The organism is Tabrizicola sp., from assembly GCF_036781545.1.
In the GTDB taxonomy this organism is placed as follows: domain Bacteria; phylum Pseudomonadota; class Alphaproteobacteria; order Rhodobacterales; family Rhodobacteraceae; genus Tabrizicola.
Genome location: NZ_DAIQAT010000002.1, coordinates 28,879 through 53,509, shown reverse-complemented (window position 1 = coordinate 53,509; position 24,631 = coordinate 28,879). Strand labels below are relative to the sequence as shown.

At 63.2% G+C, this 24,631-nt stretch carries 22 protein-coding genes; 9 read left to right on the top strand and 13 right to left on the bottom strand.

All coding sequences use genetic code 11. The features are described 5' to 3' along the window. Window positions 1-23: 23 nt before the first annotated feature. From V7Q39_RS00995 to V7Q39_RS00970, 6 genes are all read right to left on the bottom strand, one after another. Window positions 24-815, bottom strand: coding sequence for a nitrilase-related carbon-nitrogen hydrolase (locus V7Q39_RS00995; RefSeq protein WP_333814338.1), 792 nt, complete (start codon window positions 813-815; stop codon window positions 24-26). Window positions 816-818: 3 nt separating this feature from the next. Further along, complete coding sequence (locus V7Q39_RS00990) at window positions 819-1,766, bottom strand: ABC transporter ATP-binding protein (protein WP_333814337.1); 948 nt, start codon at window positions 1,764-1,766, stop codon at window positions 819-821. Then, window positions 1,763-2,398 carry an ABC transporter permease gene (locus V7Q39_RS00985; RefSeq protein ID WP_333814336.1) on the bottom strand — a complete coding sequence of 212 codons (636 nt, stop codon included), beginning with the start codon at window positions 2,396-2,398 and terminating at the stop codon, window positions 1,763-1,765. Before V7Q39_RS00985 ends, V7Q39_RS00990 begins: the two co-directional genes overlap by 4 nt. Further along, window positions 2,398-3,042, bottom strand: a complete 645-nt coding sequence (locus V7Q39_RS00980) for an ABC transporter permease (protein ID WP_333814335.1) — start codon at window positions 3,040-3,042, stop codon at window positions 2,398-2,400. Before V7Q39_RS00980 ends, V7Q39_RS00985 begins: the two co-directional genes overlap by 1 nt. A gap of 73 nt (window positions 3,043-3,115) precedes the next feature. Continuing rightward, a complete protein-coding gene (locus V7Q39_RS00975; RefSeq protein WP_333814334.1) occupies window positions 3,116-4,021 on the bottom strand; it encodes an ABC transporter substrate-binding protein in 906 nt (301 codons plus the stop codon). A 79-nt stretch (window positions 4,022-4,100) separates the two neighbouring features. Beyond that, complete coding sequence (locus tag V7Q39_RS00970; protein WP_333814333.1) at window positions 4,101-6,134, bottom strand: CocE/NonD family hydrolase; 2,034 nt, start codon at window positions 6,132-6,134, stop codon at window positions 4,101-4,103. A 998-nt stretch (window positions 6,135-7,132) separates the two neighbouring features. On the opposite strand from V7Q39_RS00970, the gene V7Q39_RS00965 reads away from it, so the two are divergent. From V7Q39_RS00965 to V7Q39_RS00955, 3 genes are all read left to right on the top strand, one after another. Further along, window positions 7,133-8,131, top strand: a complete 999-nt coding sequence (locus V7Q39_RS00965) for a GlxA family transcriptional regulator (protein ID WP_333814332.1) — start codon at window positions 7,133-7,135, stop codon at window positions 8,129-8,131. An 858-nt stretch (window positions 8,132-8,989) separates the two neighbouring features. After that, window positions 8,990-9,301 carry a glycosyltransferase gene (locus tag V7Q39_RS00960; RefSeq protein WP_333814331.1) on the top strand — a complete coding sequence of 104 codons (312 nt, stop codon included), beginning with the start codon at window positions 8,990-8,992 and terminating at the stop codon, window positions 9,299-9,301. A gap of 159 nt (window positions 9,302-9,460) precedes the next feature. After that, the gene (locus tag V7Q39_RS00955) at window positions 9,461-10,114 is read left to right on the top strand and encodes a hypothetical protein (RefSeq protein ID WP_333814330.1); all 654 of its coding nucleotides are present in this window, start codon (window positions 9,461-9,463) and stop codon (window positions 10,112-10,114) included. Between the two features lie 68 nt (window positions 10,115-10,182). Here V7Q39_RS00955 and V7Q39_RS00950 read toward each other — a convergent pair whose 3' ends face one another. The 7 genes from V7Q39_RS00950 to V7Q39_RS00920 all read right to left on the bottom strand — a co-directional run bounded on the left by V7Q39_RS00950 (window position 10,183) and on the right by V7Q39_RS00920 (window position 18,038). Further along, window positions 10,183-10,341, bottom strand: coding sequence for a DUF2474 domain-containing protein (locus tag V7Q39_RS00950; protein ID WP_333814329.1), 159 nt, complete (start codon window positions 10,339-10,341; stop codon window positions 10,183-10,185). After that, window positions 10,341-11,351 (bottom strand): cytochrome d ubiquinol oxidase subunit II, encoded by a 1,011-nt coding sequence (cydB, locus tag V7Q39_RS00945; RefSeq protein WP_333814328.1) that lies wholly within the window; start codon window positions 11,349-11,351, stop codon window positions 10,341-10,343. The genes V7Q39_RS00950 and cydB overlap by 1 nt, the downstream gene beginning before the upstream one ends. Before the next feature lie 3 nt (window positions 11,352-11,354). Beyond that, window positions 11,355-12,764, bottom strand: coding sequence for a cytochrome ubiquinol oxidase subunit I (locus V7Q39_RS00940; RefSeq protein WP_333814327.1), 1,410 nt, complete (start codon window positions 12,762-12,764; stop codon window positions 11,355-11,357). 570 nt (window positions 12,765-13,334) lie between these two features. Beyond that, window positions 13,335-14,381 carry a linear amide C-N hydrolase gene (locus V7Q39_RS00935; protein ID WP_333814326.1) on the bottom strand — a complete coding sequence of 349 codons (1,047 nt, stop codon included), beginning with the start codon at window positions 14,379-14,381 and terminating at the stop codon, window positions 13,335-13,337. A 12-nt stretch (window positions 14,382-14,393) separates the two neighbouring features. After that, window positions 14,394-15,119, bottom strand: a complete 726-nt coding sequence (locus tag V7Q39_RS00930) for a hypothetical protein (protein ID WP_333814325.1) — start codon at window positions 15,117-15,119, stop codon at window positions 14,394-14,396. 10 nt (window positions 15,120-15,129) lie between these two features. Beyond that, on the bottom strand, window positions 15,130-16,536 hold the full coding sequence (locus tag V7Q39_RS00925; protein WP_333814324.1) for a metal-dependent hydrolase family protein: 1,407 nt from the start codon (window positions 16,534-16,536) through the stop codon (window positions 15,130-15,132). Between the two features lie 599 nt (window positions 16,537-17,135). After that, window positions 17,136-18,038, bottom strand: coding sequence for a LysR family transcriptional regulator (locus tag V7Q39_RS00920; protein WP_333814323.1), 903 nt, complete (start codon window positions 18,036-18,038; stop codon window positions 17,136-17,138). Between the two features lie 90 nt (window positions 18,039-18,128). Between V7Q39_RS00920 and V7Q39_RS00915 the strand changes: the two genes are divergently transcribed. The 6 genes from V7Q39_RS00915 (at window position 18,129) to V7Q39_RS00890 (ending at window position 24,617) form a co-directional block, all read left to right on the top strand. Next, the gene (locus V7Q39_RS00915; protein ID WP_333814322.1) at window positions 18,129-19,112 is read left to right on the top strand and encodes an Ldh family oxidoreductase; all 984 of its coding nucleotides are present in this window, start codon (window positions 18,129-18,131) and stop codon (window positions 19,110-19,112) included. 98 nt (window positions 19,113-19,210) lie between these two features. Continuing rightward, on the top strand, window positions 19,211-20,215 hold the full coding sequence (locus V7Q39_RS00910; protein WP_333814321.1) for a glycine betaine ABC transporter substrate-binding protein: 1,005 nt from the start codon (window positions 19,211-19,213) through the stop codon (window positions 20,213-20,215). Between the two features lie 51 nt (window positions 20,216-20,266). Further along, window positions 20,267-21,139, top strand: a complete 873-nt coding sequence (locus V7Q39_RS00905; RefSeq protein WP_333814320.1) for an ABC transporter permease — start codon at window positions 20,267-20,269, stop codon at window positions 21,137-21,139. Window positions 21,140-21,142: 3 nt separating this feature from the next. Then, window positions 21,143-22,159 (top strand): quaternary amine ABC transporter ATP-binding protein, encoded by a 1,017-nt coding sequence (locus tag V7Q39_RS00900; protein ID WP_333814319.1) that lies wholly within the window; start codon window positions 21,143-21,145, stop codon window positions 22,157-22,159. Window positions 22,160-22,164: 5 nt separating this feature from the next. Further along, window positions 22,165-23,616 carry an aldehyde dehydrogenase family protein gene (locus tag V7Q39_RS00895; protein ID WP_333814318.1) on the top strand — a complete coding sequence of 484 codons (1,452 nt, stop codon included), beginning with the start codon at window positions 22,165-22,167 and terminating at the stop codon, window positions 23,614-23,616. Beyond that, on the top strand, window positions 23,613-24,617 hold the full coding sequence (locus V7Q39_RS00890) for a membrane dipeptidase (protein ID WP_333814317.1): 1,005 nt from the start codon (window positions 23,613-23,615) through the stop codon (window positions 24,615-24,617). The genes V7Q39_RS00895 and V7Q39_RS00890 overlap by 4 nt, the downstream gene beginning before the upstream one ends. The last annotated feature ends 14 nt before the right edge of the window (window positions 24,618-24,631 follow it).

Genomic DNA, 24,631 nt, shown 5'->3' with positions numbered 1-24,631 from the left:
AGAGAGAGAGGGGGGCGTGTGCCTCAGGGCACGGGGTAGAGGTCCAGCCGCAAGGCATCGTGATAGCTGTGAAGCTGGCGCCATTCGGCGAAATCTTGAGGCACGATGCGGGCGGCGATCATCTGCGCGTCCCGGGCCTCGTTGGCGGCAAGGATGGAGGCATCGGGCGCCAGCACCCGGCTTTCGCCGATGAAAGGGGTCTCGCCATCGCTGTCGGAGCGGTTGCAGAAAGCAAGAAAGACCGCGTTTTCATAGGCGCGGGCCGGTGCCTGGGCGCGAGGCACCATGTGATAGGGGGCCGAGGTTGCGCTGGACACCAGGATCACGTCGGCCCCACGGCGGGCCAGATCCTGTGCCGTCACGGCGTGATCCAGATCGAAGCAGATCAGCAGGCCGAAGGTAAGGCCATGGCGCGCGACCAAGGGAGGCCGGTTGTCGCCGGCGGTAAATACCGCCCTTTCGTAATCGCCCCACAGATGCAGCTTGCGGTAATTGGCCACCAGTTCGCCCCTCGCGCCCACCCAGAGCACGGAATTGTGGATGGCCCCCCCATCCTGCTCTGGGTAGCCGATGACAATATCGACCGCGTTCGTCCGGGCCATTGGCGCAAGCCTTGCCTGCAGTTCGATGCGGCTCAGGGCGCGGGTCCGGGTGGTTTCGGCGTGGCCGTAGCCGCCCCAGTCCAGTTCGGGCAGCAGCAGAAGTCCGGCGCCCATCTTCGCGGCTTCGTCCGTGCGCGCGGCCAGCCTGCGCAGATCGTCTGCCTCACTCCCCGCCGTGCCGCTTTGGTCCAGAACGAGGCAGAGGCCTGCCATGGCTCAGGCACCCTTGGCGATGGTGAAGAGATGGTTGCGGCTCAGACAGGACCCTTCGCCCGTATCGCGTACCGCAATCGCATCGGCCCCGGTTTCGAGAAAAAGGTTCAGCGCGTCATGCAGGCTGGCGTCGCCCGGCAGATGTGGCGCGTCTGCGCAATTGCCAGCCGCCGCATGGTCGCGGACCTTCAGTGTTTGCAACAGCTTGATCATCCGGCTGTCACCCAGCAGGCTTGCCACGAAGGGGGTGGCCGGCCGCATCAGGATTTCGCTGGGGCTCGCATCCATCACGATCCGCCCCGCCTGCATTACCACGATGCGGTCGGCAAGACGCACTGCCTCCTCCATGTCATGGGTGACGATGACAATGGCCTTGCGCAGCTTGCGCTGGATGCCAAGAATCTCATTCTGCAGGCTGGCCCGAGTGATCGGGTCCAGGGCGCCGAAGGGTTCATCCATCAGAAGGATTGGCGGATCGACCGCCAGCGCCCGGGCAACGCCAACCCGCTGCTGCTGGCCGCCGGAAAGGTCGAAGGGGCGGCGGTCGCGGAACTCTGCGGGCGGCAGATGCACCATCTCAAGCAACTCATCCACCCGCTTGTCGATCCGCGCCCTGTCCCAGCCCAAGAGCTTTGGCACCACCGCTATGTTGGCGGCGACCGTCATATGCGGGAAAAGGCCGACATGCTGGATCACGTAGCCGAGCGAGCGGCGCAGTGCCAGAAGCGGCAGGTTGCGGATGTCCTGCCCGTTGACAAGGATTTCTCCCCCTGAAGGCTCGATCAGCCGGTTGATCATCTTCAGCGAGGTGGTCTTGCCGCAGCCCGAGGCGCCGATCAGCGCGACCGTCTCACCCTGATGCACCTTGAGATCGACCTGATCTACCGCCGGCCGGTCGGTCTTGGGAAACCGCTTGGTGACGGACTTGAATTCGATGGCGACGGTGGTCATGGGCGGGCCCCAGTTCTGCGCAACGCTTTGCGCTCGAGATAGATCATGATCTGATTGACAAGGACCGCGAGCAAGGCTGACAGGCCCGATCCCACGATCAGCGGGTTGCTGTCCATCCGGGCGATGCCCTGAAGGATCAATGTTCCAAGGCTTTCCACGCCGATATAGGCGGTCAGCGTGATGACCGAGACCAGCATGATCGCGGAAATCCGCATTCCGGCCAGAATGATCGGCAGAGCGCTGGGCAGCTCGACGCGGAACAGAAGCTGCGCCCTGGACATGCCTATGCCGGTCGCGGCCTCTTTCATCTCGGGCCGCACGCTTTGCAGTCCGCTGATGGTGTTTTGAAGAACTGGCAGGATGCCCTTCACCAGAAGCGGCACCAGCGCGCCGGTATAGCCGATGCCCAAAAAGGGGATGGCAAGCGCCAGAAGCACGATTTCGGGCACGGTTTGCAGGATGTTGACCACGGGCAAGAGGATGCGCAGCGCGTGGATGCGATAGATCGCGACGCCCATGACCACGCCCAGCAGAGCCGCGACAGCAAAGGCGATGAGGAAAAGCAGGACATGCTGGATGGTCAGCGAGACGATTTGGTCGCCGAAGATGCTGAAATACTGGTGGAAGGACATCAGTGGGCGACCTCCGCTCCGGCCAGACCAATGCGGCGCGCCATCGCCTTCTCCAGCAGCTTGAGGCCGAAATCGGCTGTCAGCGCCATCAGGATGACCGGAATGGAGCCGGCCAGTACCACGGAGGGCGAGACAGTCGAGATGCCGCGGAAGATCAGATCGCCAAGTCCGCCTGCTCCGATCAGCGAAGCCAGGGTGCCGATGCCCACGGCATTGACAACCGCCAGACGGATGCCGCCTGACAATACGACCAGCGACAGGGGCAACTCCACCCGCAGCAGGATCTGGGTGCTGCTCATGCCCAGCCCCGTGGCGGCTTCGCGGGCGGCTGGGGGCACGTTGATGATCCCGGTGTAGGTGTTCTGCACGACCGGTAGCAAAGAATAGAGCGTCACCGCGATGACGGCCGGCACCATACCCAGACCGAAGAACGGGATCATCAGGCCGAACATGGCCAAAGTCGGAACCGTGTAGATCAGGGCGATGCTGCCCAGGATAAGGGGCTGGAGAAGACGGGACCGGGTGGCGATAATTCCGAGCGGAATACCGATCGCGATTGCGAACAGGAGCGACAAGCCGCAGATCTCGAGATGACGCTGGGTTATCCCGAGGATGCGGTCAAAATTGGCGACAATATAGTCCATGCGGGTACTTTCAGAAAGGCACCCGGCCAGTGCTGTCGCAAGGCCGGGTGTTTCGGTCCAGGAGCAGCGAGACTTACTCGATGGCACCGATCTCGCGCAGGTAGTCCTCGGCAACGACATCCACCGGGATATTGTCGATGTCGGCGCGGGCATTCAGCCGAACCTGGGTTTCGGTGTCGATGGCCCCGATGACCTCATCGATCGCAGGACCGATTTCCGGGTGTTTCTCGAGAAGCTCACCACGAACGGTGATCGCGGCGTTGTAGGCCGGGAAGAAGAACTTGTCGTCATCCAGAACCTTGAGGCCGACCTTGCCGATGCGCGCATCGGTAGCAAATGCGACGATCACATCGACTTGGCCCGCATCGATCGAGGTATACATCAGCCCGATGTCCATTGGCTTGATGGTGCCGAACTCGAAGCCGTAGGCCTTCGCCATGCCAGGGTAGCCGTCGATCGGACGGGCGGCAAACTCGACCGAGGACCCGAGTGACCACCCGCCGGCATGCGGCGCGAGATCCGAGATGGTGGCGATCTTCAACTCTTCGGCCTTGTCCGCCTTGAGCGCCAAGGCGTAGGTATTGTTGAACTTCGTTGGAGCCAACCAGACGATGTTGTATTTCTCCTTGTATTGCGAGGCAACGCGCTCGTAGGCGGCGGTGGGCTCGGTCAGCGGCTCCTCCTTCAGGACGTTTGCGAGCGCATCGCCCGTATAGTCCGGGAAGACATCCAGCGCCCCTTCGATGATTGCTTGCTGGCCGATGGCGGTGCCGCCGAGATTGCCCGAAAGCTCGACCTCGAGTCCCAGTTTCTTCTCGATGATTAGGGCTGCCATATAGCCCATCATGGCCTGTTCGGTCTGGTTCGGAAAACCGATCCGCACCGGCGCGTCCTGCGCCGAAACCGAAGAGGACAAACCAGCCGCGATGACGACGCCGACAGTTAGCGAGCGAAGGTTCGCTTTGAATTGCATACTCATTCTGTATCTCCCTGTGTGTTTCGTTTTTTGACTCTCGGTAGTATCGCTGACTCAGGAAGGCTTCCCCGTCAGTGAATTCTCAGTGTCCCCGGATGGCAATTGGTCGCGGGATCGCGACATCCCATGTTCTTTGGAATATTTGTACATCGTCATCGAAGGCTTCGATCACTGCCTTGAAGCGGCAATTGTTGCCCTCAAATGTGAGCGATGTCCGCGTTTCGACGCGTGCGTTCCAATCGTCGCGGCGCATCGCAGCGAGACGGATCGTCTCGGAATGCGCCGCTTCGGGTCGGTCGCGCGGCATGGTGTAGCGTTCGGTACCAAGCGCGCGAAGTGTCAGTTCGACATCGCCCAACTCGACCGCTCCAAGATTGCGAACCACATCCATGGTGGTTTCGGCTCGCCCCAAATGGCGGGTCAGCGCTATCCTTCCCCGCTCAGGGGCTACGATCTCTCGCGCTTCGGGGTAGTCGGGGATAACGGCGGGGCCGAACTTCGTTGCGCACGCGCTGTTTTTCTCGTCCAGCAAGGGGATCGAGAGCTTGGCTGCATAGATGGTCAGGTCCGGAGGGGTTGGCACACCTGTCGCGAGCGGCCAGTAGGCATTGCCTATGGCGAGCCGCAGCCGATGACCCGCGGGGATGCGATAGGCAGCATCGTTGAGGCGCATCTTGACGGTGAAGGCCTCGCCCGGCTGCATGCGGCGCGGGGCCGAATAGTCGTCGTCCAGCGCAAGATTGGCAAGGCCATAGGTGATCCGTCGGCTGCTGCCATCTTTCGCAATCTCGGCCAATCGCACCGACATCACGCCTTCAGGCAGGGTGCTGGCAAGGCAGATTGCCACCTCGGTTCCACCCAAAAGCGTGACCTCGTGGTCCAATTCCTCGGTGTCGAAGCAGGCAGCATAAGCGTCGTCTTCTCGCTGATCGAGTGGCATGTCGGGGCCCCAGCCATATGGACACCACTCTCCGGAGGCTGTTCCGGCGTCCGCTGGTCCGGAAACCGTTGCCAGCGGCAGGGAATCCCCTTCTGCCGCCACAGGGGCAAGACTGCCATTCACTTTGGCGACTAGTTCCAGACTGGGTGCTGCGAGAGGTGGCCAGACATGCTGGCCGTGCCAGCTGCCCCGACGCACTTTATAGGCGGCTTGCGGTGGCTCACTCTCCTGCACCCAGACGGTCAGCATCGGTTCGTCCATCAGGCCGGTGTCGATGCCTTTCAGCCAGTGGTCGAACCAGCGACCGAGATAGGCGATGAAATCGATGGTGGGGCCGGGAGTCGCCACATGCGGATAGGCATGGCCCCAGGGTCCGATCAGCCCTTTGCGTGGTCCTGAAAGGCCCGACAGCAGCCGCATCACCGAATTGGTGTAGCCGTCCGCCCAGCCGGAGACCGCCAGAACCGGTACCTCGATCCGCCCGTAATCCTCACAGACACTGCCCGAGCGCCAATAGCTGTCCCGCATCGGATGCTGCATCCAACGCAGCGCCGGCGGTTCGGTCGCTTTCAGCCGTTGGTGCCACATCTTACGCCATTTCTCGCCCACGATCCGCGGATCGGGCGGAGTGGCGAGCCAGGTGAAGAGGGTCGAGCCGTATTGGAGATTGTCCCCCAAGAGGCAGCCGCCCATATAATGCATGTCGTCGCGATAGCGGTCGTCAGAGGCGCAGGTAGAGACCACGGCCTTGAGCGCCGGCGGACGGCATGCGGCCACCTGCAGTGAGTTGAATCCGCCCCAGGAAAGACCCATCATGCCGACACGGCCATCGCACCACGGTTGCTCGGCGATCCAAGCGATCACTTCACAGGCGTCTTTCCACTCGGGTTCCGTGTATTCGTCGTACATCAGCCCGTCGCTGTCGCCGGAGCCGCGCATGTCCACCCGTACGCAAACATAGCCAAGCGCCGACAGGCCAGGATGGGTGAAAGCGTCATCACCGCGATGACGGTCGCGGCGGCGATATGGGATGAATTCGAGGATGGCGGGCAGCGCGCCATCTCTCTCAGTCGGTCGCCACAGGCGCGCCGCGAGGCTGCAGCCATCGGACAAGGAGATCCACACAGTTTCTTCAGTCTCGACCTGTCTCAACGCGATCTTTCCAATCTTGGCCAATCGTGGAGCAGGCCGGCTGTCTCTTCTGCGGGCATGAGGGGGCTGCGGGCGCCCCTCGTCTAGTCCATTTCACCGCATCGACGTTACCAGTTCAGGTGCAAGCCAGTTCCAGCGATTCGACACGCAGCATCAGATTTCCGTCATCCGTTTCCTGCGGTGTTCGTCTGCTTGCCTCGGCAGCGGATATGGAGTTTTAACTCCCTCCCTTGCGACCGACTGGAGCGCTATTGCGCCTGCTCAGTAGCACCATGCCGTCAGCAGGCAGCTTGACGCTCCCCTAGAAGTAGGCGCCAAGATCAAGGTAACGGGTGGAATTCGATAGCTATAGATGCGACGTCGAAAATCTGGTGGCGGCTGCTACGCCACTTCTCCGATCAGAGAGCAACGCTGCACGAATTGGCCGCGTGCCGGTGCAGGCCATCGACCGCGCGGGACCCGTTCTCAGCCGCCCATATTATGCTGTACCATCAACAGTAGGTGAGCCGGGCCGCCCCGGTCGGATGCGCCAGCCCGGGCTCCGACGAACCGCCCAGGGCGAGTTCCGCCGCCAGACGATATGTTGGCGGCTCTTCCAGGCGACGCGACCTCTGGAGCAGTCCGCGGCCGCGTTCTTGTCCCGAGGCTTTCCTCAATGGAAATTGCGCCGCAAGTGCAGGCTAGGTGCGTCCAGAGGCACATCGTGCAATTTTAAGGATCCGACATGTTACTTTCAGCATCCTGTCCTGACGTTTCAGTACGTCAGTCAGTGAAGCTTCGAACGGGTAGACACCAGAAGAGGGGGCTTCGCGTAGGTTCGGATGGAGTATAATTATTTATAATCAATGAATTAAGTGACAATCCGACAGTCCTGACGACTAATGCCGTTTCCTGAGTTTAGGTTGGGATGAAGGACGGTCGCAAAATGTATCGGCTTGTTCTTGGTCTCCCCTCGAGTGTCGTATATATGCTCCACGTACACCGGTTCCGGCAATGTCGCCGAGCCTCGCAGGGTCTACCGGATGCTTCTTGAGCACGCCTCTGAGCCGCTTTCCTTCGTGTTTCTCATGATTGACGACCTGTCGATGATGAGCCTGGCCTCCGCGATCGAGCCGTTGCGGTCGACTAATCGACTGCTTGGGCGGGAGGCCTTCCGCTGGGATCTGTGTAGTCTTGATGGCGCTCCGGTTATCGCCTCAAATGACATTCCCTTCCCGGCGAAGCCGCTCACCTCCGCACTTGAGGGTGCACATGCCCTTTTCGTCTGTGGCGGCGTCCGCGTCAGTCCACTGCGCGAAAGGCCATATCTGGCTGCCTTGCGCCGCGCCGCACATCGCGGACTTCCGATAGGCGCACTATCAACGGCGAGCCATCTGCTTGCTCGCGCAGGTCTGCTTGACGGCTATCGCGCTACTATACATTGGGAAAACCGAATCGCCTTTGAGGATAACTTCCCCAATGTCAAAGCGACCGGTACCCTATTCGAGATTGATCGTAATCGGCTGACATGCTCCGGGGGCACAGCCGCTATGGATATGATGCTACATATAATTGCCGAGCGCTACGGGCTTGATCTTGCCCGAGCGGTGGCAAATCAGTTCCATCATGAACGTATTCGGGATGCCGCAGAAAATCAGCAGGGAGGACGTTTGCAGCAAATAGCTGCGCTGCCACTTCCGACGCAGAAGGTGATCCGAATGATGCAGTTGAATATCGAACCTCCAATGCCTGTTGAGGATATGGCTGCCAAGGCCGGGCTCAGCTCCCGCCAACTGGAGCGACAGTTTCGGCAACATCTTGGGATGACCCCTTCGCGCTACTATATTTCATTGCGAATCGATCATGCTCGCGAGCTGTTACTCTACACTGAGCAAACGGTCTTTGAAGTTGCTATCGCTTCGGGATTCGGATCTACGTCGCACTTTTCTAAATGGTTCCGCGAATTCTATCATATGCGACCAACTGAATTGCGGGAGCGCGCACGGATTGCGCGAGTGTCTGCGTATATAGTGCCATCCTAGTGATATGGGATGCACTAGTAAAACTTTTGGAAATTCCGTCGAGGCTTGTACAGCCTGCAGGCAAGTTGATTAATTATATCCTGTTGAAAACTTGCCGCTGGCGTTGAGATTTAACCTGCGGCTGACGCGCCATTGCTGACATCGTGGTAGAGCACCTCGGGATAGGTGCTGTAGTCGGCAAGCCCCCGGATGACATAGGCATGCACCTCCGCCCCCGGCTCGACGATGGCGGTGATGAACCGCTTTCCCCGCAGCTGCGGCCAGTCGAGCGCCGCCTAGGGTAGATGTCGGGAACGGGCGGAGAGCAGGCTGACGGCAATGCGGCATTGTAACTGCGGCGAAATTGGCAAGCGGTCGTTCATGCGCCTCGCAGCACATCGACCAGAACGCAGTCTGAGGGCCCCGCAGAATTGTGGTCCGCGACCAGGCAGGCATGCCGGCTGGTGTCTGTACGCCGCGCTGATAGATCGGCGGGTGCCCTATAATACGATCTGAAGTTCGTCGCGCGGCAGCAGGCAGGCTCGGGTCTGCTCATGATGGGCGCCTAACAGCGTGGGTTCGCAGTGGGAATCCTGTCTGCGAACGACTGCAGCAACAATGCCCATCGCACCAACCGGCGCCCTTGGCCGATGCTGACCTGTTTCCGCGAAGTCTGGATCATCGACACCGCCGGCAACCGCTGCCTGATCAATGGCAACGCATATAAGACAGATTCTACAGCCCCCCGATGTCTTTCATCCCGCCGGGCTTGCCTGCCGGAGCTTTCCTCGTCATCAAGACATGCCTAGACTTGGTCGGGCAGGCCATGGCCGCGATATTTGATCCCGCCACTCACATTTGAAGAGATGCAAGGACCCGATGGCCGAACTGCGCGATGACAAGGCGGCGCCCCTGGTTTCGGTGGTAGTGCCCTGCCTCAATGAAGAGGAGGTTCTGGCCGAGACGCTAAACCAGCTGGACAGGATGAGCCGTCTGGCCGCCGACTGTGACTTTGAGTTCATCTTCGTCGATGACGGTTCGACCGATGCGACAATCCCCCTGCTGCGCCATGCCGCCGAACGCGATGCCAGAGTGCGCGTCATCTGCCTGGCCCGCAACTTCGGCCAGCAAATCGCGGCGAGTGGGCGTGCAGGTCCCCGACCGAGAAGGCATAGGCCAGAAACTCGGTAAAGCCCTTGTCGGGCATGTCGGGGTCGAAACCGATGAAGCGGGTCGAATCCGGGTAGTAGAACTCGGGCTGGCTTGTCGGCATCCAACCTCTCCCCGCGACAGCCCCGCATAGAAGCCGCAGCTTGGCGCTGCAGTGGCAGGATGTGGATGTGGCAATGGGTGCTGCGCTATTTCGCGCCCGCCCTGCCCGTACTGGCCGTGCTGGCCGCGGTCGCGCTGGCCCGTCTGCCGCGCCCCATCCCTGTCCTGCTTCTGGTTCTGGCGTGCTGGTGGGGCGCGGGCGTCGTGCGGCTGCATCTGGGACCGAACCCAAGGGTCGTGGCGACGGAATGGATGCGCGCCCTCCCCGCCGGCACTGCGATCGGCGTCGAGACTGATTGGGACGAGGGCCTTCCGGTCCAGCGTTATACCCCCGTCTCGCTGCCGGCGCATGAGACGCCCGGCCCGTTCCGCTTCATCAAGCTGCAGCTGACGGATGCCGAGGATGAAGGCACCGCGAGGCGGCTCGCCGAGGCGCTGGATCAGACGGAGTATCTGGCCATCTCGTCGGGCCGGCAAAGCGAGGTGATCCCCCGCCTGCCCCAGCGTTTTCCCATCGTGACCCGCTACTACGCGGCACTTGCCGAAGGCAGGCTGTGCTTTACCCGGGTTTTTCTGGCGGACAGTGGTTTCCCCCTGCCCCTGTTTCCGTTCGACGACCGCTTCACGCAAGAGCCGTGGCGGGTCTACGATCACCCTGTCGTGCAGATCTGGCAAAAAGAGCCCTGTTTCAACCGGACTGCTGCCGAACGCATTCTGTCCGGTCAGGACTAAGACCTGCCCCGCCTGCCAGGGCCACCTGTCTTGTAGGGCCAAGCGCCCCGGGTGAGGATCAGGGCTTGTCAGAGGCTCAGCCCCGCCGCTTTCATCACAAGGCGGAACCCGTAGGCTACTACCCCAAGCGCCAGCACGCTGAGCGCCCAGATCAGTACGAGCCAGCCGATCCGTTTCGCCAGCGATCGCGGAGCATCCGATTTACGCTCGATCACCATGCGTTTCATCAGTGATATCCGTCGCCTGCCCGCACCTTGCCGCGGAACACGTAATAGGACCAGGCGGTATAGGCGAGGATCACCGGGATGATCAGAAGCGCGCCGACCAGCGCAAAGCCCATGCTCTCCGGTGGCGCGGCGGCCTCGCGCAAGGTGATCGCGGGCGGGATGATATAGGGGAACATGCTGATCCCAAGACCGGTATAACCCAGAAACAGCAGGAACAGCGTCAGGATGAAGGGCGCAGGCCCCGGATCCCCCGTCCGCAAGCTGCGCAGAAGCAGGAAGGCCGTCACCGCAACAAGGCCCGGCACCGGTGCGAAGAAAAAAAGGTTCGGCAGCGTGAACCACCGATCCGCCACTGCCTGATGCGCGAGCGGCGTCCAGAGGCTGACCACTACGATCACGCCAAGCAGCACCAGCATCAGGGGCTGCGCAAGCCTGACCAGCCGGTCATGCAGTGGTCCTTCCGTCTTGATGATCAGCCAGGTGGTGCCCAAAAGCGCATAGGCGACCAGAAGCCCCAAGCCGGTGAACAGGGCAAACGGCGTCAGCCAGTCCATCACGCCGCCCATATAGCGCACGCCCTCGACCTCGAACCCGTTGAGAAAAGCACCGAGCGAGACCCCCTGGAAGAAGGTCGCCACGATCGAGCCACCCATGAAGGCCTTGTCCCAGAACGGCTTGTGATGCTCATCGGCCTTGAAGCGAAACTCGAACGCCACGCCGCGCCAGATCAGCCCCAAGAGCATCAGTGCGAGCGGGATGTATAGCGCCGTCAGGATCACCGAATAGGCCAGCGGAAAGGCGGCCATCAGCCCCGCGCCACCCAGCACAAGCCAGGTCTCGTTGCCGTCCCAGACCGGGGCGACGGTATTGACCATGACATCCCGGTCGGTGCGGTCCTTGATGAAGGGGAACAGGATCCCGATCCCCAGATCGAACCCGTCCATGATGACATACATCATCAGGCCGAAGGCGATGATGCAGGCCCAGACGATGGGAAGATCAATGCCCATGGTTCACGCCTCCTTCTTGAGGTCAGGTGCGGCAGAAAGCGGTCGTGCCGGGCTCTGGCCGGGGTCGTCGTTGCCGGTCGCGGGGTCTTCCTCTCCCGCCTCGGGGCCTTTACCGACCAGCTTCAGCATGTAGCGGGTGCCGATGCCGAAGACGAAGAGGTAGGCGACGATGAAGACAATCAGCGTCACGCTCATGGTGAGGGTGGAATGGTCCGAAACCGCGTCTTTGGTGCGCATCACGCCATAGATCACCCAGGGCTGGCGGCCGATTTCGGTTGTGTACCATCCGGCAAGGATGGCGATCAGCCCGCTTGGCCCCATCACAAGGGCAAAGCGGTGCAACCAACGCCCCTCGTAAAGCGTGCCGCGCCAGCGCCGCCATGCTGCCCAAAGCCCCAGCGTGATCATCAGTACACCAAGCCCAACCATGATGCGGAAGGTCCAGAACACCACTGCGACCGGCGGGCGGTCCTCTGGCGCGAATTCCTTCAGCGCGGGGAACTGTCCCTCAAGGCTATGGGTCAGGATCAGGCTGGAGAGGTTCGGGACGGCAATCTCAAAGTGGTTCTTCTCCGCCGCCTGATCAGGCCAGGCGAACAGGATCAGCGGCACGCCTTCGCCCGGCCGGTTTTCCCAATGCCCCTCTATCGCGGCGATCTTCGCAGGCTGATACTCCAGCGTGTTCAGCCCGTGCTGATCTCCGATAAAGGCCTGCAAGGGGGCCACGACCAGCAGCATCCACATCGCCATCGAGAACATCTTGCGCACGCGGGGATTGTTGTCGCCCTTCAGAAGATGCCATGCCCCTGATGCGCCGACGAACAGCGCGGTGGCAAGGAAGGCCGCCGTCACCATATGCGCAAGCCGGTAGGGGAAGGAGGGATTGAAGATCACCTCGATCCAGTTCACCGGCACGACGACATCATTGATGATCTCGAACCCCTGCGGGGTCTGCATCCAGCTGTTCGAGGCCAGAATCCAGGTGGCCGAGATCAGCGTGCCGATGGCGACCATGACTGTTGCAAGGAAATGCAGCCCCGGCCCCACCCGGTGCCAGCCAAAGAGCATGACGCCAAGGAAGCCTGCTTCAAGGAAGAAGGCGGTCAGCACCTCATAGGCCAGCAAAGGCCCGGTGATCGACCCGGCGAAGGCGGAGAAGTAACTCCAGTTCGTGCCGAACTGATAGGCCATCACCAGGCCCGAGACGACACCCATTGCAAAGTTCACCGAAAAGATCTTTGACCAGAAGTGGTAGAGATCGCGGTAAACCGTATCCTTCTTCCACAGCCACAAGCCCTCCAGCACGGCCAGATAGCTGGCCAGCCCGATGGTGATGGCCGGGAAGATGATGTGGAAAGAGATGGTGAAGCCGAACTGGATACGCGCCAGCTCGAGAGCGGTCAGTCCTGACATCTGGCATGCCCTCCTGGGCAGTCGCTGGCTCGCCCTGCGGCAAGCTGCCATTGAAGACTACTATGGAACGCAGCCTTGTATCGATCGAAAGCGAAAGGATGTCGAGGCGGCCACAACGGCCTGCGACATCAAGGTCATCGCCGCGCGTGATGTTGCTGCGGTCGGGGCAAGCGCCACGGGTGCGATCTCGGCTTCCCGTTCCACGGGCATTTCATCTTCGGGGCGGGCGGGACCACGCTCGATCAGCAGAGTGCCATCGACATCGATGCTGACGAAGACGCCGACCCTGTAAAATAGAGGGATAGGTCACATCGCAGCCGAAGGTCAATTTCTGCTCCATGCAAAAACTGGCTTTCCTGCCAACCCGGGCGTATTCACCTTGTGCCAGCTTGTCATAACGGGCTGGCTGCCGCGGGGGCATTCGACCCGCACGTGCAGCACGATATCATGTGCCGTGCTTTACAGGATACGCACCCGCTTACTTGGCCCGGGTGCCACGCAGGCCGCCACTATCGGACACAACAGTGCCAGTGCCGGAAGATGGACTAGGCTTTTTTGTCGTGATTTCTCTCACTCGGCTGGCTCAAAACGGAAGGATTCCGCCGGAACAAACTCGCCCGATACCTCGCCCGAGTGGATGTTGCCCATATCCATGCCCAGGTCCAGCAGACGCACGCCGCTGCCTTCGGCAAAGTCCAGCTGCTTCAGGTCAACCCAGAATACATTCGGCGAGATCGCGGATTCCACATAGAACAGCCGGTCCTTCTGATCAGCCACCACCCGCCAGCGCGTGGTCGAAAGGTTCGGTGAATCCGGGGTCGTGATCCCGTAAGGTACCGAGGTGTTGCGGATCACGCTGAAGGCAGCCGCCGCCGCCTCACGCGGGTCGTCGGATTGCACGACCATATCGATATAGGTGCCCGCCCGCACGAAACGGTCAGCGGCGCGGGTGGTGCCGGGCAAAACCTCACGCGGATTGACGCCTTTCCAGTAGGAGGCAAGCGCCAGTTGCTGATCATAGGGCGGATCATTGGTCATCACGTTGAACTCACGCCCATGATGGACGATCAGCTCACCGTTGATCCATTCCAGAATGGCGCTGTCGCCGCCGGCATCGGACAGGGACAGATGCACCGTGGTCAGCTTTCCGGGCTGCATCGGTACGTCTTTGGTCACCACATTGAAGGGGTTGGCCTCCAGATCCGCCACCGCCTCGGCCACGGTGGCGTAATTGTCCATGAAATATTGCGCCCAGAGCGCGAGCGACATCTGCGGCGTCTTGCCGTCATCCTCAGGGTAATCCGAACTGACCAGCCAGAGCATATTCGCGACCAGCCCGGCCTCATTCATGCCGTCGACGGTGGCGATGTCGTAGCCAGAGACGATCAGGCTGCCATATTTCGAGGTCCATTCCAGCGAGCGCGGGCCTGCCTCGCCCGTGCGCGTCATGCCGCGGGGGAAAACCCACAGATTGGAGACCATCGGCATGCTCCAGTCCATCGAGCGCGCGGTCAGGACGCGGCCTTCGGGGCCGTGATAGACAACGCGGGTGCAGGCATCGGCAAAGGGCGCCGCGGCGAGCGACAGCGAAAGGGTAAGAGCAAGACTGCGAAACATGGCTATATCTCCTCAGAACTGCCATGTCGCGCCGAACAGCGGCCCGCCCATGTGCACATCCACTTCGGTGCCGCCGCTCCGGTAATCGACATTCAGCTGACGATAACCGAAGGACAGCCAGAGATTGTCCTTCACCTCGTAATTCACGGTCGCGAGAACCTGGCTGGTGTTTTCCGAGCCGACCCCGAAACCGCCGAAATCGGCATAGATCACCGCCGACCATTGCGGCCCCATCGCGATATTGGCCCGCGCCGCCAGGATTGGATCGACGAAATCCTTGCCAGGCGAGGCCTGCATCAGACCGCCTGCGACCGAGACGCTGCTCTTGATGCTCCAGGCTCGGGCGCCGCCCAGCAGATCCAGCGTGAAGCCCTGATTGTTCACCGCGCGCCAGCCCGCAAGCAGCGTCAGCGAGCGTTGGGTAAGCTTTCCCTCAGCCGGTAGTCCCGGCGGCACAAGGCCGGATTTCGAGCTAGACGACCAGCTGAGGTCGCCCATGAAAACCAGCTCGCCACGCCGTGCATAGCCCGAGAGAAAGAAGGCTCCATCAAGGTCATCGACAACATCCGAAAAGCTCTTGTCGAAGGACAGCGTCGGCGCGCCGGTAAAGGGCGTGATGTCGCCGCCAAAGCCCGCCGCCCAGACATAGGGCGTAACCTGGCCCGACCAGTCTTCAGCCAGCGCAGGAAGCGATCCGGTGACAACGACGACCGCAGCACCCAGCAGATTTCGGATCATCTCATTCTCCTCAGAGGCTGTTCTTGAAGATGCGGCCGCCTTTCAGGATCACCCGCAGATTGTCACTGTCGGCCAGCCAGTCGAGCCCGGCCTCGGCATCGCCATCGATCACCAGCAGATCGGCGAAGGCCCCCTCGGAGATCACGCCCAGCCTGCCGTCATAGGGCGCCCGCGCGCCCGACATCGCCAGAAGATCGCCCGCCGCCCCGGTGGCGCGGTGCAGCGCCGTCAGCGGCGACATGAACCGCGCGAGCTTGGTCAGTTGTTTCGCCTGGGTCTCGCCGCCGCCGTAAAGAATATCGGTGCCGAAGGACCAGTTGACCTTGTGCTTGTCGGCCCATTCAAAGGCCCGCATCGTGCCCTCGGCCACCATTTTCTGCGCGGCCACGGCTTTCGGGTCGGTGTATTTATTGGCGTCCTCATCGGCGAGGAAGGGCTGGATCGACCACCAGGTGCCGTGATCGGCCATCATGCGGACGGTATCCTCATCGGCAAGCTGGCCATGTTCGATGGATTTCACACCGGCCTGGATGCAGCGCTGAATGCCGGCTGAGGTATAGACATGGGCGCAGACATAGGTGCCCCAGTCGTTGGCGGCATCGACCGCCGCGCGCATCTCCTCCTCGGTAAATTGCAGCGATTCCAAGGGGTCATATTGCGAGGCAACTCCCCCGCCTGCAGTGATCTTGATCTGGCTTGCGCCCTTCATCAGCTGCTCACGCGTGCGGCGCAGCACCTCCGGCACGCCATCGGCCAGCGCCGACATACCTGCCTTGCTGGCGTAATCGGCCTGATCAACCGGCATCATCGGCAGCGCGTTCTGAAAGCGGAAATCGCCATGGCCAGAGGTCTGGCTGATGATCGCCCCGGAAGGGAAAATGCGTGGTCCACTGACCACGCCGCGATCCACCGCCGCCTGCAGGCCAAAGGCAGGCCCGCCGACATCGCGCACGGTGGTAAAGCCGCGCATCAGCGTCGCACCCGCTTCTTTGCCCGCCATCAGATGCAGGAAGCCGATATCCTGTGTCATGGCGGCCAGTTGGCTGACCGAGGCCAGCGTGGTGTGCCAGTGGCTGTCGATCAGCCCCGGAATGACGGTGCGTCCGCCGCAATCGATCCGCTCGGCCTCTGCCGGACCCTGCCCTGCGGCTGGCAGCGCCGCAATACGCCCATCCTCGATCAGAATGTCGATACCGCTGTGCAGGCTAAGAGTTTTGCCGTCGAAATATTTCAGATTGGTCAGCAAGAGCGGCGCGCCCGCCGCCTGCGCCCGCACCTCTTTCGGCGCAAGGCCAAAGCCTGCAAACATGCCCGTGACGGCCGCCATACCCCCCAGCATCTGCCTCCTGGAGATATCCGCCTCGATGCGGCGCATCGCCGCCAGAGTATCCGGGCTGCCGCAATGGCAGAAATGCATCAGGCCGCTGTCTGTGATAGCTTCGAAGCAGATTTGACACATGCGATGGCTCCTGCAGGGCAAAGAGAATAAACCCGACATCTGCCTCATATTCAACAGAAACAATCGGAGGATGAAAGTCGTTTTACACTGACATCCAAGGCCAAAGGCTCATCTCCAGACACCGTGCAATCACGAGCTGGAACGGTGGCGATCATCCTCACAATGGCTGTTGCGCGAAGACCTTCGCGGGTGGCTGCTTTTCAACAGAAGAAAGCACAGATGGGTCCTCCGGGCCGCCCTCGGCTGTTTCGGGCCGGGTCTGCTGAGCTAGCGAGCCGCCACGGTTGCTGTGCCGCAACGTGTTGCTTAGAGCCTAGCGCGGACACTGACCGATCTCGAATGCTCCCTTAATGTCCTTATGGGTAATTTGGAGCAGTCAAAGATGCCGCAAGTCAGCCGAGAAGATCAACGAGGCGGCAACATCCTCTTGCGGTCAACGTCATCATCGTAGCCGTTCTCCTCTGGGGCGGCGTTTGCGTTTGGATCCCCCTTGGAAGCAAGATGGGAGAAATCGTTCATATCGCCGCGCAAATCTTTCGGTAATTCATGCGCGGAACCTATTCGATCCCCTCCAGCCCGAGTTGCTCCGCGATTCTCCGGGCCGCCGGGCCGAGGCCGCTGCGAAAGGCCTCGGCAACGGGGCTCAGCACCCGACCCTCGCGGCGGTAGAGGCCGACCGTGCGCAGGCAGGCCGGATCCGCAAGCCGGCGGGTGCCGAGCGTGCCTGGCAAGGCAACCGTCGCCAGCGCGGGCAAGAGAGTTACGCCGAGGCCTGCCTGCACCATGGCAATCAGCGACGTCACGTTTCGCACCGAGAAGCGCGAGGCGGCGACCAGTGCCTGGAAGCCCGGCGCGGGCAGGGCGCGTGTCGCCTCGTTCAGGATCATCGTCTCGGCGGCGAGATCGGGCCAGGACAGCGGCTCGGCCTGCCGCGACAGGGGCGAGTCGGCGCGGCAGACGACCAGCAGCGGGTCGCGGAACAGCGGCTCGGCGATCAGTCCAGGCGCCTCATCCGACAGGCCGGCGAGGCCGAGGTCAACCTGACCGGTCTCGACCAGATGGCGCACGTCGGTGCTGTCGGTATCCACGAGGTCGATCTCGACGTCCGGGCGGCCCGCGAGGAAGCCCTGCAGCACCTGCGGCAGCAGCATCGCTGCGACCGAGGGCACCGAGGCCAGTCGCAGCTTGCCGCTGCGCGCCTTGGCCTGCGCCTCGACCAGGTCCATCGCCCGGTCATAGTCGCGCAGAAGAAGGATGGAATGGTCGTAGAGGAAGCGGCCCATCGCGGTAAGGCTGGCCTTGCGGTCGGTCTCGAACAGGGCGCAGCCGAGCCGGTCCTCGATCTGTTTCAGCGTCATGGAAAGCGCCGAGGGTGTGCGACACAGCTTGTCGGCGGCGTCTTTGATGTTGCCGTGACCGGCGACCTCGACAAAAGCGCGCAGGGCTTCGAGACGGATCATCTGCTTCAATTCCATTGAGGCTTTCTGCAGAATTACTCGCTTGATCTGAAGTCGGCAATCAGTGCCTCTGCGAGGGGAAAGGAGATGGGGATGCGGCTGACACTGGAAGAGGTGGAGGATCTGGCGCGAACCACGCTGCGGCGCGCGGGTGCCTCGGAGGAGCAGGCGGGGCCGGTCGCACGCTCGCTGCGGCGGGCCGAGGCAGAGGGCATCCGCTCGCACGGGCTCCTGTACCTGCCGGTCTATGCCGGACATCTGCGCTGCCGCAAGGTGCAGGGCCAGGCGGTGCCTCAGGTCGCGCAACCGCGACCGGGCGCCGTGGTGGTGGATGCCGCTCATGGTTTCGCCCATCCGGCCATTGCCGCCGGGTTGCCGCTTTTGCTGCAGGCGGCGCGCGACTGCGGCATCGCGGCGATGACCCTGCGCCGATCCTACAACTGCGGGGTACTCGGCCACCACGCCGCCGACATCGCCGCAGAGGGGCTGATCGGGCTGTGCTTCACCCATGCTCCGGCCTCGATTGCGCCGCCGGGCGGGCGGGTGCCGGTGATCGGCACCAATCCCTTCGCCCTGGCGGTGCCCGGTGAAGGGGGGACGGCCGCCTTCGTGCTGGACCAGTCGGCCAGCGTGGTGGCGAAGTCCGAAATCCTGCTGCGGGCGCGGCGTGGCGAGCCGATCCCCGAGGGCTGGGCGCTGGACGGCGCGGGGCGACCGACCACCGATCCGGCGCAGGGGCTGAAGGGCTCGATGCTGCCTGCGGGCGGCGCCAAGGGTTTTGGTGTGGGTCTTCTGGCCGAAGTGCTCGCCTCGGCGCTCGCCGGTGCGGTCTCCAGTCGCGAGGCAAGCCCGTTCTCCGGTCCTGACGGCGGGCCGCCCGGCACCGGCCAGTGTTTCCTTGCGCTGGACCCTGCGGCCTTCGCGCCCGGTTTCGCCGAACGGATCGCCGGCCTCCGTGCCGCAATCGAGGGGCAGGTGGGCGCACGCCTACCCGGCAGCCGCCGCCGCAAGGCGCGGGCCACCACCACGGCGGTGGAGGTACCGGAGGACCTGTTGCAACAGATTCAGGAAATCTGAAATTCAACTCAATTGTTATCGTTTGATTGAAGTTTCATCTTCCGCCACCCTGCTCGCCACAGCAGCCGCAAAGGCGCCCCATCCCCGCAGGAGGTAACATGACCCACAAGACCCGTCTGGCCGCGCTGGCCCTCTCCGCCGCCGCCCTGTCGCAAGCCGCGCCCGCCGCCGCCGCAGACTGCGGCACAGCTGGCAGTGTCACCATCGCCGAGATGACTTGGCTTTCCGCCGCCACGCTGGCGCATGTGACGCAGAAGATCCTCGCCAACGGTTATGGCTGCGACGCGCAGCTGGTGCCGGGCGATACTGTGCCCACGGCGACCTCGATGCTGACTCGCTCCGAACCCAGCATCGCGCCCGAGCTGTGGGTCTCCACCGTGCAGGCGCAATGGGACCAGATGCAGGAGAAGGGTAACGTTTACAAGGCGTCCGACATCTTCTCGGGCGGGGGGCAGGACGGTCTGTGGGTGCCGGACTACGTTCTGACGGAACACCCGGAGATCAAGTCCATCGAGGACCTGGCCGCCAACTGGCAGGTGTTCGAGGATAACCAGAATCCCGGCAAGGGACGGCTCTACAACGGCCCCCCCGGCTGGGCGAGCGAGGTGATCATCACCAACTACTACAAGGCACTGGGACTGCAGGACAGCTTCGAACTGTTCTCGCCGGGATCGGGTGAGAACCTGAAGGCGTCGATCGCCCGCGCCGTGGCGCAGCACCGGCCCTGGGTCGGATACTACTGGGGTCCCTCGGACGTGGTGGGCAAGTTCAAGCTGGTGCGCCTGGGGATGCCCGACAGCGACCGCGAGGCGTTCACCTGCCTGACCGACGCCAACTGCGCCGATCCGCAAGTGACGGGCTGGGCTGCCGGCGAGGTGGCGGTCGCCGTCGTCGCGGACCTGAAAGAGCAGGCGCCGGAGGTGGCGGAGTTCCTGTCGAAGATGCAGGTTCCGAACGACGACATCAGCACGGTGCTTGCTTGGGGTGATGACAACGGTGCCACGCCCGAAGAGGTGGCGGTGCATTTCCTGAAGGAATACCCGGCGATCTGGACCGCCTGGGTGCCTGCCGAGGTGGCCGAGAAGGTTCAGGCCGGGCTCTGATCAGCAAAGGCCCGCGCCGCGCGGTGGTGCGGGCCGCAGAAGGACAGGACCATGACACAGGGCTTTCCCGACCTTTGGGACGCGCGCGGCTTCGGCCGCTGGCTGGACGCCGCCTTCAACGGCATCGTCGCCCGCTGGGGCGAGACGCTGGAATGGCTGTTCATGCCGGTGCTGCGGCTTCTCCTGCTGATCGAGCGCGGCTTGCAGGCATTGCCCTGGTGGGTGGTGCTGGTGGCGCTCTGCGCGCTGGCCTGGGCGGCGTCGCGTAGCTGGCGAATGGTGGTACTGGTTGCTGTGCTGACTGTCGCCATAGGGCTTCTGGGCGTCTGGACCGATGCAATGGCGACCGTGGCGCTGATGGTGATGGCAACGGTTCTGTCGGTGCTGGCGGGCATTCCCGCCGGGATCGTGCTGTCGCGCTCCGACCGCTTGCGGGCGGCGGCGCTGCCGGTTCTGGACATCATGCAGACCATGCCGATCTTCGTCTACCTGATCCCCTTCGTCATGCTGTTCGGCCCCGGCAAAATCCCGGCGCTGCTGGCCACCATCGTCTTTGCCATCCCGCCGGTGATCCGGCTGACCGACCTTGGCATCCGGCAGGTCGATGAGGGCGTAGTCGAGGCCAGCCGTGCCTTTGGCGGCTCCACCCGGCAACAGCTGTTCACCGTGCAGATTCCGCTGGCGCTGCCCTCGATCATGGCGGGGATAAACCAGACCACGATGATGGCGCTGTCCATGGTGGTGATCGCCTCGATGATCGGTGCGGGGGGGCTGGGCTATCAGGTGTTGCAGGGCATCCAGAGGCTGGAGGTCAGCCGCGGGCTCTTCGCCGGCCTCGGCATCGTCTTCCTTGCCATCATCTTCGACCGGCTCGCCCAGGCCTGGGGTCGGCGGATGCAGGCCAACCTGCACCGTGGAGGCTGAGCCATGAGCATCAAGATCCGCGTCGAGGGCGTGTCGAAGATCTTCGGCCCTGACCCGCAGGCCGCCATGGCCAAGGTGCGCGCCGGTATGGGCAAGGCGCGGCTTCTGGAAGAGACCGGCCTTGTGCTCGGTCTGAAGGACATCACGCTGGACATTCCGGCGGGCGAAATCTTCGTGATCATGGGTCTTTCCGGGTCTGGCAAGTCCACCCTGATCCGCCATTTCAACCGCCTGATCGAGCCGACGGCGGGCCGCATCGTGGTGGATGGCGAGGATATCCTTGCCTACCCGGAGCCGCGCCTGCGCGACTTCCGCCGCCGGAAGATCGCCATGGTGTTCCAGCGTTTTGCCCTGTTGCCGCACCGGACCGTGTTGGAGAACGTGATGTATGGCCTGCGGCTAGACGGCGTACCGAAGGCCGAGTCACGGGCCCGCGCCGAGGAGCAGATCACGCTGGTCGGCCTTGCGGGATTCGAGGGGCGCTATCCCGAGCAGCTTTCGGGCGGGATGCAGCAGCGTGTCGGGCTGGCGCGCGCGCTGGCGACCAACGCCGATATCCTGCTGATGGACGAGGCGTTTTCCGCGCTGGACCCGCTGATCCGCCACGACATGCAGCTGCAGCTGAAGGACCTGCAGGCGCGTCTGCACAAGACCATCGTCTTCATCACCCATGACCTGGATGAGGCATTGCTGATCGGCGATGGCATCGCCATCCTGAAAGACGGCGAGTTGCGGCAATGCGGCCGCGGGGCTGAAATCCTCGCCAATCCCACCGACGATTATGTTGCCCGCTTCGTGCGCGATGTGAACAGGGCGCGGGTGCTCACCTGTGGCCCGCTGGCCGAGGCTGGAGAGCCGCCGCCGCCCGGTGCACCGGAACTGGCTGCGGAGGAAAGCGTGGAGCATGCCTTCCCCCTGTTTGCAGGCGGGGCGGACGTGCTGGCGATCCGCGGCGCCGATGGCATGATCGCGGGGGGATTGACGATGCGCCGGGCGATGCAGGCGCTCGCACAAGGATGAGAGAGATGACCATCGAGACACGCAACTACATCGCCGGGGAATGGCGCGAGGGTGCCGGAAGCATCGAAAGCGTGAACCCGTCGGACTTGCGCGACAGGATCGGGCATTTCGCCCAGGGGTCGGCCGCCGATCTGGAGGATGCGCTGGCCGCTGCCCGGCAGGCGCAGCCGCGCTGGGGATCGGCGGGCATCCAGAAGCGGCATGATGTGCTGATGGCGATCGGCACCGAGCTGATGGCTCGTGCCGGGGAGATTGGGGCGCTTTTGTCGCGCGAGGAGGGCAAGCCGCTCGCCGAGGGCAAGGGCGAGGTCTACCGCGCCGGACAGTTCTTCACCTGGTTCGCGGCCGAAGCCTTGCGGCTGCACGGCGATCAGGCCGAAAGCGTCCGCCCCGGCATCGAGATCGAGGTCCGGCGCGAGCCGGTGGGGGTGGCGGCCATCGTCACGCCCTGGAACTTCCCAGTCGCGACCCCGGCGTGGAAGATCGCGCCCGCCCTGGCCTACGGCAATGCCGTGGTCTGGAAGCCCGCGAACCTGACGCCCGCCTCGGCGGCGGCGCTGGCCACCGTGATCGCCCGGCAGGACATGCCCGCGGGCACCTTCAACATGGTGCTTGGCCCCGGGTCTGAGGTGGGCGACCGGCTGGTCGGCCATGTTGGCGTGGATGCGGTCAGCTTCACCGGCTCGGGAGCGGTCGGGGCAACCATCGCGGCGCGCACCTTGGGCAACCGGGCGAAGCTGCAGATGGAGATGGGGTCTAAGAACCCGATGCTGATCATGGACGACTGCGATCTCGACCTCGCTGTCGCCCATGCAGCGAACGCGGCCTTCGGCGGTACTGGGCAGAAATGCACCGCCGCCTCGCGCCTGATCGTGCATGAGGCGATCTTCGATGCCTTCGCCGAGCGGCTGGTCGCGGCGGCCGAGGCACTGCGGGTCGGCGACGCGCTCGCCGAGGGCACGCAGATGGGCCCTGTGGTCAGCGCCGGGCAACTCGCCGGAAACCTGTCCTATCTCCAGAAGGGGCTTGCCGAGGGCGCACAGCTTCTGACTGGCGGGACCCGGCTGGAACGGCCGACCGAGGGATATTTCATGGCTCCGACCGTGCTGTCCGGTACCACCAATGCCATGGTGGTGAACCGCGAGGAGATGTTCGCCCCCATCACCTGCCTGATCCGCGCCGAGAACTATGCCGAGGCGCTGGCCATCGCCAACGACACTCCCTACGGACTGACGGCCGGGATCATGACCCGAAGCCTGGCCCGCGCCACGCATTTCCGCGCCAACATGCGCGCGGGCTGCGTGATGGTGAACCTGCCCACTGCGGGCACCGACTATCACGTCCCCTTCGGCGGGCGCGGGCAATCCTCCTTCGGGCCGCGCGAACAAGGGCGCTATGCAGCCGAGTTCTTCACAACGGTCAAGACCAGCTACATCGCGGCGGGGGCCCCGGAATGAGTTTCCTTGTCGACGGGCTGCAGTATTCCAACTGGTCGGAAGCGATCTTCCGCCAGTTGCGCGCGGGCGGGGTGGATGCGGTGCATGTCACGATCACCTATCACGAGACCTTCCGCGAGACGGTAGCCAACATCGAACGCTGGAACCGCTGGTTCGAGCTGTTCCCCGAACTTGTTTTCCAAGGCTTCACCGCAGAGGATATCGCGCTTGCCCGCCGCACCGGGCGCACTGCGATCTTTTTCGGAGCGCAGAACCCGTCCTGCATCGAGGATGACATCGGGCTGGTCGAGGTGCTGCACCGCCTTGGCCTGCGGTTCCTGCAACTGACCTACAACAACCAGTCGCTGCTGGCGGCAGGGTGCTACGAAGCCGAGGATGGCGGCCTCACCCGGATGGGCCGCGAGGTGGTGGCCGAGATGAACCGCGTCGGCATGGTGGTGGATATGAGCCATTCGGGCGAACGCTCCACGCTGGAAGCCATCGCCCATTCCACCCGGCCCGTCGCCGTCACCCATGCGAACCCGTCCGATTGGCATCCGGCGCTGCGCAACAAGTCCGACCGGGTGATCCGGGCGCTTGCGGAGAGTGGCGGGATGCTGGGCTTCTCGCTCTACCCCCACCACCTAAAGGGCGGCAGCGCCTGCACCCTGCAGGACTATGCCGCGATGATCGCCCGCACCGCCGAACGCTACGGCATCGCGATGCTGGGGATCGGCAGTGACCTGTGCCAGGACCAGCCCGACAGCGTGGTCGCCTGGATGCGCGCCGGTCGCTGGACCAAGCGGGTGGACTATGGTGAGGGCAGCGCCGAGGCGCCCGGTTTCCCCGCCATGCCCCGCTGGTTCCGCGACGCCCGCGATTTCGGTGCGCTACGCGACGGGCTGGCCGCGGTGGGCTTTGCAGGTGGCGAGATCGACGCCATCCTGGGCGGCAACTGGGAGCGGTTCTTCCACACTTCCTTTGGCGTCGCCGTCCCCGAGCAGAAGAGGGCGGCGCAGTGAACCGGCGAGAGGTG